We start from the raw sequence: 12,193 nt of genomic DNA, 5'->3' as shown, positions 1-12,193 counted from the left end.
CTCGGGTTCTCCCGACCGACCTGAGGAGCCGAATCGTGATCATCGCCGCAGTCATCGGAATATGTGTGGTCCTCGCCGTACTGGCCTTCTTCGTCCCGCGTCTGTCCCGCCACCCCGAACGCGGTACGCAGCGTTCGCTCGGCACCGGCGCGCGGGCCGGCGGCAAGGCGCCCGGCGTCCTGGGCCGACTGTTCAGCAAGCCGTTCCGGTCGAGTTCCCGCGCCGTGGGCCGCAGCGGCTCGGCCGGCCGCCGCACCCGTGGCCGTATGCCCTTCTGACCCGGGCGAGGCCATGCCGAGCGGTGTGCCCGCCCGAGGGAGGTGAGGCACCCCGCGGCCGTCGCCGGATCCTGTCCCGGCTGTACGGTTCTCCCGGCGGCAAGATCATGTTCCTCGTCCGGCCGGGGAACGACAGGAGGAGACGTTCTCGATGGGGACCGTTGTGCACGTCCCGCAGACGCGGGACATGATCGGGGAGGAACTCTCCGGGGACGAGGCGCTCACCGCGCTGAGGCACTACGGAGGCCGCCGACTGCTCCTCGACGCGTTCGCCCGGTTCCGCTACGCCGACGGCTTCACCAACGCCCGCTCGCTCGCGTTCCAAGTGGTCCTGGGCCTGGTGCCGTTCACCATCGCGCTGGTCGGCGTGGCCACCACCGTGCACACCGAGAGCGTGAGCCGGGTCATCGAACTCACCCTCGGCCAGATCGTGCCCGGCGCCAGCGCGACTCTGGTCGAGGACGCTCTGGACGCCACCGCGCGCAGCGCCGGTTCCGGAGTTTGGAACGCCGTCGCCATGTGGCTGGGCCTGGCCTTCGCCGTACTCAACCTCGCCTCCGCGATGGCGCAGGTCGAGCGGGGCGCCAACCGCATCTACGGCATCGAACGCGACCGGCCGTTCGCCGCCAAGTACGGGCGGTCCCTGCTCCTCGCCCTCGCGGCGGGCATGCCGATGGTCCTCGGATTCCTCGTGCTCGTCGCGGGCGACGCCGTCGGGAAGGCGGTGGTGGAGGCCCTCGGCTGGCCCCCGGAACTGCTCGACTGGTGGGGGCCCCTCGAAGTCCCCCTGGGCGTGCTCCTCGCCTGGGTCGCGTCGGCGGTGATCTTCCGCTGGTCTCCGCGCAGGGACCAGCCGGGCTACACCTGGCTCGCGTTCGGCTCGGCGGTCCACCTCGTCCTGTGGATCACCGCCACGTGGCTGCTGTCGCTCTACGTCGCCGAAAGCGGATCGTTCGGCGCCGTGTACGGACCGCTGACGGCCTTCGTCGCCCTGCTGCTGTGGGCCAACCTGACCGGTGTGGCGCTCTTCCTGGGCATCGCGTTCGCCGCTCAACTCGAAGCGGCCCGGGCCGGGATCACCGAGGCCGTCCAGCCGGATCCGGGACCGGGACCCTGATCCCCGGCCCGCGAACGTGCCGTGGGCCAGGGACGACCCGCATGCGACCCGGATCTCAGCGCCGGGCCAGCACCCACACACTCAGCCCGAACATCAGGACACCCAGGGGGAGATGGACCGACGGCACATGCGCGATGCCGAGCACGACCTGGGCCGAGGCGAGGACGAGGAATCCGGACGCGTGCCAGACGGGCCGGGGCGAGCCACCGCCCGGCTTCCACGCCAGCACCGCCGCGAGTACGTAGAGCATCGACGCCCCGTACATCACCCGGGCGCCCACACTGTGCAGCGTCTCCCCGTAGGACGAGCTCAGCAGCAGGCCGGCGGAGACCGCCTGAAGGAAGATGGTCAGGGTCTGCAGGGCGATCGCGATCCGCAGGAAGGATGAGCCGCGCCGCGCGTTCGCCGTAGCCGTCACCTGGGTGGTCATGTCAGTCCCCGTTTCCGCCCTCGGGCAGTGGATCGATAAGGTCTCACCGGTCCGACGACATGGGCCCGCGAAAGGTAAGGCGGTAAGGCGAGGGGGCGGCCGGACAGCATGGGGAGTGTCGGGGCCGACGCGGACGAGACAGCCGGCGAGCGACGCCGACTGATCAATGTCGCCTACCGGCTGCTCGGTTCGGTGACCGAGGCCGAGGACGCCGTACAGGACGCCTACGCACGCTGGTACGCGCTGCCGCGAAGCCGGCGGGAGGACATCCTGTCTCCCGGTGCCTGGCTGACGACGGTGACCAGCCGCATCTGCCTGGACCTGCTCGGCTCGGCGCGGGCCCGCCGCGAACGGTATGTCGGCGCGTGGCTCCCCGAGCCACTGCCCGACCGCGCCGAGGGGAGCCGCGCGGGCGGCGCCGACCTCCTCGGACCCACCGGTCCCGCCGACCCGGCCGACCAGATCGTCCTCGACGAGTCGGTGGCCATGGCCTTCCTCGTCGTCCTGGAGTCGATGACACCCGCCGAGCGGGTCGCGTTCGTCCTGCACGACGTCTTCCGGTACCCGTTCGCCGAGATCGCCGACATCCTCGGCCGGACCCCCGGTGCCGCCAAGCAACTGGCGGCCTCCGCCCGGCGGCGCGTGAGCGTCGCACGTGCACCGGCGACGACCGGACAGGCCGACGTGGTGAGACATGTCAAAGAGGCATGGGAGACCAAGGACATCGCCGCCCTCGTCACCCTCCTCGACCCGGCCGCCGTGATGACCGCCGACGGCGGCGGCATGGTCGGCACCGTCCTGCGCCCGGTCGAGGGCGGCGCGCGCATCGCCCAGTACATGATCGCCATCGCCGACCGGGCTCCCGGGCTCGAACTCCTGGAGCGGTCGGTCAACGGAGTGCCGGGCCTGGTGGCCCGGCGCGCCGGCGTCGTCCTGACCGTGGCGTCGTTCGACATCTCCGACGGACGCGTCACCCGGATCTGGGTGATCCGCAACCCGGAGAAGCTGCGGCCGTGGGCGAGGGCCGCGGACTCCTGAGCGGATCTCGCGGTCCGTCGACATTCCGCGGGACATCCGAAGCGTCTCGTTGTTGTGCAAAACGTTTTGGATATCTACCTTGTGCCGCATGAGCGACAGAACGCCCCCTTCCGCCCCCCGGCACCGCCTCCTGGTGCGCGGCTGCGACGTACTGCGCGTCCCGGTGGCAGGCGAGTGCGACGTGCTGCCCGCGCGGGACATCGTGGTGGAGGACGGGGTCATCACGGACGTCCGGCCGACGGGCTCGGACCGGCCGCAGGAGCGGGGCGCGGAGGTGGTCGACGGGCGCGGGCTGCTGGCTCTGCCCGGGCTCGTGAACGCGCACACGCACAGCCCGATGGTGTTGATGCGGGGCGCCGCCGAGGACGTGACGGTCGAGGGATGGTTCAACGACCGGGTGTGGCCGATGGAGTCCAACCTCACCGCCGAGGACGTACGGGTCGGCGCCCTGCTGGCCTGCGCGGAGATGATCCGGTCGGGGGTCACCACCTTCGCCGACCACTACTTCCACCCCGGGCGGATCGCCGAGGCGGTCGCCGAGACGGGGCTGCGGGCCGACATCGCGCCCACCTACTTCAGCTCCGGCGGCGAAGGGGCGCTGGAGACCACCGTCGCCTTCGCGGAGGAGTGGCACGGCGGGGCCGGCGGCCGGGTCACCGTCTCCCTCGGGCCGCACGCCCCGTACACCGTGGACGACAAGGACCTGCGGACCCTGGCCGACCACGCCCGCCGGCTCGGCGTGCGGATGCACATCCACGCCGCCGAGCACCTGGAGCAGACGGAGTCGAGCCTGGAGCGGCGCGGGATCACCCCGATCCGCGTCCTGTACGACACCGGCGTCCTGGACGCGGGCGCGCTCATCGCGCACGGCTGCGGGATCGTCGAACGGGACCTGCCACTGCTGGCCGAGCACGCCGGCACGACCGCCGTGGCCTGCTGCCCCAAGGTGTACCTCAAGCACGCGCTGTCCCCGCTGACCCCGGTCCGCGACCTGCTCGCCGCCGGGGTCACCGTGGCCGTCGGCACGGACGGGGCCGCCGGACACAACACGCTGGACGTGTGGGAGGCGCTGCGGCTGGTCGCGCTCACACAGAAGCAGGCGGTGCGCGACGCGACCTGGATGACCGTCTCGGACACGCTCCGGACGGCCGTGCGGGGCGGGGCCCGGGCCCTGGGACTCCAGGACCGGATCGGGGCGCTGGAGCCGGGCATGCGCGCCGACATCGTCCTCACCGACCTGTCCGGCCCGCACTGCCGTCCCCTGCACGATCCGCGCGCCGCCCTCGTCTACAGCGCCCGCGCCAGTGACGTCCGCACCGTCGTCGTCGACGGACGGGTCCTGATGCGGGACGGGCGGCTGCTCACCGTCGACGAGCCCGCCCTGCTCGCCGAGGCCGACGCACGGGTGGCACGGATCCTCGACACCTCCCACGGAAGGGCGGTGCAGCACTATGACCCGTGACCTGCACGAAGCGGGCATCACCCACGACAGACCGGCGGTGCGCCGGGCCGCCTCCATCAAGGACGTGGCGGCGGCGGCCGGGGTCAGCCCGACCACCGTCTCCCATGTGCTGAGCGGCAACCGGCCCGTCAACGAGGACACGGCCGCCCGGGTGCGCAGCGTCGTCAACCGGCTCGGATACGTCCCCGCGTCGCTGGCCCGCAGTCTCCAGGCGGGCTCCACCTCCGTGATCGGGCTGCTGATCCCGGACATCAGCAACACCTTCTTCGCCGAGCTGGCCAAGGGCGCCGAGGACGCCGCCCACGACCTCGGCTACGGGCTGATCCTGTGCAACACCGAGTTCGACGCCGACCGCGAGGACCGCTACCTCGGCATGATCCGCAGCCGGTTCATCGACGGCATGGTGTACGCCTCCGGCTCGCCCCCGTCCCGGCGACGGCTGGAGGCGCTGATGGGCAAGTTCCCGATCGCGCTCGCCGACGAGGAGGTCGAGGGGCTGAACGGCGCGCTCATCGCCAGCGCCGACCACGAGGCGGGCGGGAGGCTGGTCGGCGAGCACCTCAGGGCGCTCGGCCACCGCCGGGCCCTGATGCTGACCGGCCCCCGCGACCTGAAGAGCGGCGCGGCCCGCGCACACGGCTTCGTCCAGGCCTTCCGGGGCGATGTCGTCGAGCGGGTGGGCGACTTCAAGGAGGAGTCCGGATACCGCCTGGTCGCCGAACTGCTCGACGCGGGCGGCCTCGCGGACCGTACCGCCGTGTTCGCGGCCAACGACCTGATGGCGTTCGGCGCGCTCGCCGCGCTCCGGGAGGCCGGACTGACCGTGCCGGACGACGTCTCCGTCGTCGGCTTCGACGACATCCGGGCCGCCTCGCTGATCAACCCGCCCCTGACCACCGTCCACCAGCCCGCCTACGACGTCGGGCGCACCGCCACCGCGCAACTCCTCCAGTACGTCTCCCGGGGCGAGGTCCCGCCCGCGTCCCGGCACACCCTCCCCGTCGAACTGAAGGTACGGGGGAGCACGGCGCCACCCGCCTCCCCCTGACCCGCACCACCCCCGCACCCCGGACCCCGCACCCCGGACCCCGCGCCACGCGGCCATGTCCCTGTGCCCCGAAGCCCGCGACACGACCCCGAACACCCCGAAGCACCCCCGAAACCAAGGCGGTTCCCCATGCCCCGAGTCCTCGTCATCGGCGAGTCCTGGTTCACGTACACGGTCCATCAGAAGGGCTTCGACGCCTTTCACACCGCCGAGTACACCGAGGGCGGCGGCGTCTTCCTCGACGCGCTGCGCACCCGCGGCCACGAGGTGACGTACGTGCCCGCGCACGAGATATCCACCCGGGTCCCGGACACCGCCGAAGGCTTCGACGCGTACGACGTCGTGGTCATCAGCGACGTCGGGGCCAACAGCTTCCAGCTGCCGCCGGAGACCTTCAACCGGTCCGAGCCCTCGCCCGACCGCTCGGAGCTGGTCCGGGACTTCGTCGAACGCGGCGGAGCGGTGCTGATGATCGGCGGCTACCTCACGTTCAGCGGCATCGACGCCCGTGCCCGCTGGGGGCGTACACCGCTGGCCGCCGCCCTGCCGGTGACGATGCTCGACCGCGACGACCGGGTGGAACTGCCCGCCGGGGCCGTGCCCGAAGTGGTGGGCCGCCACCCGGTCGTGGCCGGCCTCGACCCGACCTGGCCGTCGCTGCTCGGCCTCAACGAGGTCACCGTACGACCCGACGCCACGCTGCTCGCCGAGTGCGCCGGGCATCCGCTGCTGGCCGTCGGCGGCCATGGCACGGGCCGTTCGGCGGCCTTCACCTCAGACGTGGCCCCGCACTGGGCCCCGCCGCCCTTCCTGGAGTGGGACGGCTACCCCGAACTGTGGGACCGCCTGGTGCGCTGGCTCGCGGGGGAGGAGCTGTGACGGCCACCGAAAGGCCCGACGCCACCGCCCCCGCACCCGTCGGCACCCCCCACATCGCCGCCGCCCCCGGCGACTTCGCCCCCCTCGTGCTCATGCCGGGCGACCCGCGCCGGGCCCGGCGGATCGCCGAGACGTTCCTCGACGACGCCCGGCTCGTCACCGATGTGCGCGGCATCCTCGGCTACACCGGCAGCCACCGGGGCGTACCGATGTCCGTCCTCGCCTCCGGCATGGGCATACCGTCGGTGTCGATCTACGCGACGGAACTGTTCCGGCACTACGGGGTCCGCCGGATCGTCCGGGTCGGCACGGCGGGCGCGCTCCCCGTCTCGGTCGCCGTACGGGACGTCGTCATCGCCTCCGCCGCGCACACCGACTCCAGCGTCAGCCGGCTCCTGGTGAACGGTGTGACCCTCTCCCTCGCCGCCTCCTACGGGTCGCTGCGCGCCGCCGTGGACGCGGCGGACGCCGTCGAACGGGAGGCGTCGGACGACTCGCCCGGCGGGGCCGTGCACATCGGGCCGGTGTTCTCCAGCGACCACTTCTACCTCGACCGGCCCGACGTCCTCGACGCCCTCGAACGCCGGGGCACCCTCGCGGTCGAGATGGAGGCGGCCGGGCTGTACGCGGTGGCCGCGGCGGAGGGCGGCGAGGCCCTCGCCGTACTGACCGTGTCGGACCACGTCCGCACCGGGGAGGCCCTGTCCGCCGGAGACCGGGAGACCTGCTTCGACCGGGCCGTACGCATCGCCGCGTCCGCGCTGCTGGCCGACGGCTGAATTTCCCCTGGAAGAAATCAAACAGAAACCCGTCGGCGTAGCCAAAACGTTTTGCACTTTCTACTGTCGACCCAGTCCCTTCCCCTTCCCTATCCCCGTAGTGAGAGCAGAAATGATCAGGAGGCCGATGATGATGAGAAGTTACGGACCGGGCGCCGCCGTCGCGGTGGCGGGAATGCTGGTACTGACCGGCTGCGGGGGATCGGGCTCGGACGACTCCGGGTCGGCCTCCTCCGGAAAGACCCGGATCAAATTGGTGGTCAATGGCGGACTCGGCGACAAGTCGTTCTTCGACTCCGCCCACGAGGGCCTGAAGCGGGCCGAGAGCGAGCTCGGCTACGAACTGAAGGTCGTGGAGCTGGGCTCGGACCGCACCAAGTGGGAGCCGGGCTTCGAGGACGCGGCGGCCGCCGACGACTACGACATCCTCGCGGCCGGCACCTTCGACGTCACCGACTACATCGGTGAACTCGCCCCGCAGTACCCGGACAAGAAGTTCTGGGTGTTCGACTCGGCCGTCGACTACACCGGCAAGAACGGCTGCTCCAACAAGTGCGAGAACGTCTACTCGGTGACCTTCAAGCAGAACGAGGGCGGATATCTGGCCGGATTCCTCGCCGAGAAGCTGGTCGCCGGGAAAGCCCTCAAGGGCACCGAATCCCTGAACAAGGTCGGCGTCGTCGGCGGTGTGAAGATCCCCGTCATCGAGGACTTCATCATCGGATTCAAGGCCGGATTCAAGGCGGCCGGCGGGAAGAACTCCGATGTCCTCGTGCAGTACGTCGGCGGCGACAAGCCCTTCGGTGACCCCGCAAAGGGCAAGGAGATCTCCACCGCCATGTACGGACAGGGCGCCGCCCTCGTCTGGCCGGTCGCCGGGCTCTCCGGACTCGGCACCTTCGAGTCGGCCGCGAGCGCCGGGCGCTACACCTTCGGCGTCGACTCCGACCAGTACCGGACCCTCACCGACAGCGCCCAGAAGAACACCGTCGTCACCTCCATCCTCAAGAACGTCGGCAACGCCCTCTACAAGGCCGCCGAGGACGACAAGAAGGACGCCGTGAAGTACGGCGCCGTCGAGAGCGTCGGTCTCTCCGAGGACGCGGTCGGCTACGTCGACGACGACCACTTCCAGGAGCTGGTCCCCGAAGGCATCCGCACCGAACTCCAGGAGGCCGCCGACCAGGTGAAGTCCGGTTCCGTCACGGTCCCCAGCGCCTTCTGACCCCTTCACCGACTCCCGAACGGCCTTGAGATGAACGAGTCATGGGACCCGGCCGGGCCCGCCGTCGCCACCCGCGCGGTCACCAAGACGTACGCCAACGGTGTGCGCGCGGTCCGGGGCGTCGACCTCGACGTACCGGCCGGCGAGATCCGCGCGGTCGTCGGCGAGAACGGCGCGGGCAAGTCCACGCTGATGAAGCTGTTCTACGGTCTGGAGCAGCCCAGCTCCGGCGAGATCCTGATCGGCGGCCGGCCCCGTGTCCTGCGCGGCCCGGCCCCCGCGATCGCGCTGGGCGTGGGCATGGTCCACCAGAACCTGATGCTGGTGCCGTCCTTCACGGTCGCCCAGAACGTCGTCCTCGGCGTCGAGCCCGGCCGCCGTGGCCTGGTCGACGCCGGGGCGGCCGTCGAGGCGACCGCCCGGCTCGCCGAGGAGGCCGGACTCGCCGTCGACCCGCTGGCCCGCGTCGACGAGGTGTCCGTCGGCATGCGCCAGCGCGCCGAGATCCTCAAGGCCCTCCACCGCCGCGCCCGGATCCTGATCCTGGACGAGCCGACCGCCGTCCTCACCCCGCAGGAGACGGAGGACCTCTTCGCCGCCGTACGACGCCTGCGCGACGGCGGGATGACCGTGCTGTTCATCTCCCACAAGCTGCGCGAGGTACGGGAGATCAGCGACAAGGTGAGCGTCATGCGGGCCGGCGCCCTGGTCGGGACCGTCGCCACCGCCGACACCACCGAGCACTCGCTGGCCGCGATGATGGTCGGGCGCGAGATGTCCCTCGACGTGGCCCGAGCCCCCGCGAGACGCGCCGCGACCACATTGCGGGTGCGGGGCCTGGCGTACGACGCCCCGACCGGGCAGTCCCTGCACGGCATCGACCTCGATGTCGCCGCCGGCGAGATCGTCGGCGTGGCCGGCATCGAGGGCAACGGACAGACCGAACTCGCCGAGATCCTGGCCGGGTTGCGGCGACCGAGCGCGGGCACCGTCCGGGTCGGCGACACCGACACCGCCGGCCTCGACGTCGCGGGACACCGCCGGGCCGGCGTCGGCTACGTCCCCGAGGACCGCCTCCACGACGGGGCCGCCCTGGACGAGTCCATCGCCGACAACCTCGTCGTCGACCGGCACGACCGCCCGCCCCTCGCCCGGCGGGGCGTCCTGCGCCCGTCCGCCGTCCGCGCCCACGCCGAGCGGCTCATCACGGACTACGCGATCCGCACCCCCGACCCGTCCGTCCCCGTGCGCGCGCTGTCCGGCGGCAACATGCAGAAGGTCGTCGTCGCCCGCGAACTCTCCGCCGGACCAAGGCTGTTGATCGCCTCCCAGGTCACCCGGGGCGTCGACATCGGCGCCATGCGCTTCATGTACGAGCGCCTCGTCGCCGCCCGCGACGACGGCGCCGCCGTCCTCCTGATCTCCGCCGACCTCACCGAACTCCTCGCCCTCTCCGACCGCCTGCTCGTCCTCAAGGACGGCCGCCTCGTCGGCCGCTTCGACGACACGACCGGCCTCACGGAGAAGCGGGTCGGCTTGTACATGCTCGGGGTCGAGCAGCACGAGCGTGGCCGGCTGACGGCGGGGTCGGACGGCACGGCAGGCGCGGGTGGCGCGCCCGGCCCGCACGCCGACTCCGGCCCCGGCCCCACCACCGACCCGAACGACGCCGGTTCCGGCGGTTCCGGAAAGGCGTCCGCCGAATGACATCCACCCTCATCGAGAGCGAGGACCGCCGGGAGTACAGGGCCACCCGGCGCCGAGGCCTCGCCGTCGACCTCAGCATGACCCTGGCGACCATCCTGGCCGCCCTCGTCATCGGCTTCCTCGTCATGCTCGCCATCGGCAAGGACCCCATCGCCGCCTACGAGGCCCTGCTCACCGGCCCGCTGGAGCGCTCCTTCCGCGTTGGCCGCTGGCTGGAGGACGCCACCACGCTCACCCTGCTCGGCCTGTCCGTGGCCATCCCCTTCCGGGCCCGGCAGATCAGCCTGGGCGCCGAGAGCCAGGTGTACGCGGGCGCGCTGGCGGCGGCCACGGTCGCGATCTTCCTGCCGCTGCCACCGGTCGCCGCCGTGCTCGTCCCGCTGGCCGCCGCGGCGGCGGCCGGGGCCGGCATGGGCTTCGTACCGGGATCGATGAAGGCCCGGCTCGGCGCCAACGAGATCGTGGCGACCCTGATGCTCAACGCCATCGTCGTCCGCGTCTACGACTACCTGGTCAACGGCCCGCTGAAGGAGCCCGGCAGCAGCGCCGTCCACTCGGAGCGCATCCAGCCGGACTCCGCCCTCACCCCGCTCACCGAATGGCTCGGCATCCCCTTCGGCCGCGCCAACGTCGGCTTCCTGCTGATGCTGCTCACCGCCGTCGCCCTGTGGCTGCTCATCACCCGCACCCCGCTCGGCTACCGCATCCGGATGACCGGCTCCAATCCGCACTTCGCCGAGTACGGCGGTATCCGGGTGCCCCGCGCCATCGAGTGGAGCTTCGTCATCGGCGGGGCCGTCGCCGGCCTGGCCGGAGCACATCTCGTCCAGGGCGTGTACGGGCGCCTCGAACCCGGGCTCGCCGGGAGCCTCGCCTTCGAGGGGATCGTGGTGGCACTGCTCGCCCGGAACAACCCGCTGGTCGTCGTGGTCGCCGGCCTCTTCTACTCCTACCTGCGTGCCGGGGGAGACATCATGGAACAGCAGACGGACGTGGGCACGGAGATCGTGGTCGTGATCCAGGCGGTCATCGTGCTGCTGGTCACCGCCCAGGCCCTCCCGGACCTCCTCAAGCGCCGCCTCGCCCGCAGACAGGCCGACACCTCGCGAGGCCGGTCGGGCGCCGGCGGACAGCCGGGCGGTGGCGCTCGGCCGGACGGCGGTGGCCGTCCGGGCGCCACGCACGGTGAGGCGGGTGCCCGATGAACTCCGTCCTCGACGTCGTCCTCAGCAGCGCCTTCCTCGCGGCCGTCCTGCGCGTCGCGACCCCGTACCTGCTCGCGGCCATGGGCGGACTCGTCGCCGAACGCGCCGGCATCAGCAACATCGCCCTGGAGGGCCAGATGCTGAGCGCCGCCTGCACGGGCGCGCTGGTCGCCGGCTACAGCGGATCGGTCGCGGCCGGAGCCCTCGCCGGAGTCGCCGTGGCCCTCCTCCTCGGCCTCCTCCTCGCCGCGCTCCGCCTGGAGTTGGGCGCCGACGCGATCATCGCCGGAATCGGCCTCAACCTCCTCGCCTCCGGCGGTACCGCCTTCGCCGTCTTCACCCTCCTCGACGACAAGGGCGGCACGTCCGGCCTCAAGAGCGGCACGCTGCCGACGGTCACCCTGCCCGGCATCGAGGACATCCCGGTGATCGGCGAGGTCCTGAGCGGCCAGAACATGGTCACCTGGCTGGCCTTCCTCGCCGCCCCCTTCGTGGCCTGGCTCTTCTACCGCACCCGCTTCGGCTTCCACCTCCGGGCGATCGGCGAGATGCCGGACGCCGCCGCCTCGGTCGGCATCGCCGTACGGCGCGTCCAGTACGCCGGGCTCGCCCTCAGCGGAGCCCTCGCCGGGCTCGCCGGGGTCTTCCTCAGCATGGGGTACGTGTCCTTCTTCGTCCGGGACATGACCGCCGGCCGCGGCTTCATCGCCCTCGCCGCCGTGTTCCTCGGCGGACTGCGGCCCTGGGGCGTCTTCCTCGCCGCCCTCGGCTTCGGCGCGGCCGAGGCCCTGGCGGTCCAGCTCGGCACCCTCGACGTACCACCCCAGCTGGTGTCGACCATCCCGTACGCCATGACCCTCATCGCCCTCGCGCTGTACGCGTGGCGCAGAAAGCGCCGGGGCGTGGGGGAGGTGACCCCGACCTCCCTCTGACCGAGGGGCTTGGCCCCCGGCCCTCCTCGCCCCCGACCCTCCTCGCCTCCGGGCCTCCCCGCCCCCGGGCCTCCTTGCCCCCGGCTCCTCCCT

12 protein-coding genes are annotated in these 12,193 nt (G+C 72.0%); 11 read left to right on the top strand and 1 reads right to left on the bottom strand.

The annotated features are described in order from the left end of the window. The first annotated feature begins 35 nt into the window (after positions 1-35). Positions 36-278, top strand: coding sequence for a DUF6411 family protein (locus tag ABT147_RS01645; RefSeq protein ID WP_351401549.1), 243 nt, complete (start codon positions 36-38; stop codon positions 276-278). A 151-nt stretch (positions 279-429) separates the two neighbouring features. After that, entirely contained in the window at positions 430-1,395 is a 966-nt protein-coding gene (locus ABT147_RS01640; protein ID WP_351401546.1) for a YihY/virulence factor BrkB family protein, read from the top strand. Between the two features lie 55 nt (positions 1,396-1,450). Here ABT147_RS01640 and ABT147_RS01635 read toward each other — a convergent pair whose 3' ends face one another. Then, entirely contained in the window at positions 1,451-1,825 is a 375-nt protein-coding gene (locus ABT147_RS01635) for a hypothetical protein (RefSeq protein WP_351401544.1), read from the bottom strand. A 108-nt stretch (positions 1,826-1,933) separates the two neighbouring features. Between ABT147_RS01635 and sigJ the strand changes: the two genes are divergently transcribed. From sigJ to ABT147_RS01590, 9 genes are all read left to right on the top strand, one after another. Continuing rightward, positions 1,934-2,863, top strand: a complete 930-nt coding sequence (gene sigJ, locus ABT147_RS01630) for an RNA polymerase sigma factor SigJ (RefSeq protein WP_351401542.1) — start codon at positions 1,934-1,936, stop codon at positions 2,861-2,863. A gap of 88 nt (positions 2,864-2,951) precedes the next feature. Beyond that, the gene (locus tag ABT147_RS01625) at positions 2,952-4,325 is read left to right on the top strand and encodes an amidohydrolase (protein WP_351401540.1); all 1,374 of its coding nucleotides are present in this window, start codon (positions 2,952-2,954) and stop codon (positions 4,323-4,325) included. Continuing rightward, positions 4,315-5,373: a LacI family DNA-binding transcriptional regulator gene (locus tag ABT147_RS01620; RefSeq protein WP_351401539.1), complete on the top strand. Its 1,059-nt coding sequence runs from the start codon at positions 4,315-4,317 to the stop codon at positions 5,371-5,373. Before ABT147_RS01625 ends, ABT147_RS01620 begins: the two co-directional genes overlap by 11 nt. Before the next feature lie 129 nt (positions 5,374-5,502). Then, a complete protein-coding gene (locus tag ABT147_RS01615; RefSeq protein WP_351401537.1) occupies positions 5,503-6,252 on the top strand; it encodes a glutamine amidotransferase in 750 nt (249 codons plus the stop codon). Continuing rightward, positions 6,249-7,031 (top strand): purine-nucleoside phosphorylase, encoded by a 783-nt coding sequence (gene deoD, locus ABT147_RS01610; protein WP_351401535.1) that lies wholly within the window; start codon positions 6,249-6,251, stop codon positions 7,029-7,031. Before ABT147_RS01615 ends, deoD begins: the two co-directional genes overlap by 4 nt. Before the next feature lie 127 nt (positions 7,032-7,158). Next, positions 7,159-8,256, top strand: a complete 1,098-nt coding sequence (locus ABT147_RS01605) for a BMP family lipoprotein (RefSeq protein ID WP_351401532.1) — start codon at positions 7,159-7,161, stop codon at positions 8,254-8,256. Between the two features lie 30 nt (positions 8,257-8,286). After that, complete coding sequence (locus ABT147_RS01600; RefSeq protein ID WP_351401530.1) at positions 8,287-9,963, top strand: ABC transporter ATP-binding protein; 1,677 nt, start codon at positions 8,287-8,289, stop codon at positions 9,961-9,963. Continuing rightward, positions 9,960-11,168 (top strand): ABC transporter permease, encoded by a 1,209-nt coding sequence (locus ABT147_RS01595; RefSeq protein ID WP_351401528.1) that lies wholly within the window; start codon positions 9,960-9,962, stop codon positions 11,166-11,168. Before ABT147_RS01600 ends, ABT147_RS01595 begins: the two co-directional genes overlap by 4 nt. Beyond that, complete coding sequence (locus ABT147_RS01590; RefSeq protein WP_351401527.1) at positions 11,165-12,100, top strand: ABC transporter permease; 936 nt, start codon at positions 11,165-11,167, stop codon at positions 12,098-12,100. Before ABT147_RS01595 ends, ABT147_RS01590 begins: the two co-directional genes overlap by 4 nt. The last annotated feature ends 93 nt before the right edge of the window (positions 12,101-12,193 follow it).

Origin of the sequence: Streptomyces sp. NPDC001868 (genome assembly GCF_040297125.1) — a bacterium.
Lineage (GTDB): Bacteria > Actinomycetota > Actinomycetes > Streptomycetales > Streptomycetaceae > Streptomyces.
The sequence above is the reverse complement of the archived record's forward strand: the minus strand, read 5'-3'. Positions and strand labels throughout refer to the sequence as shown.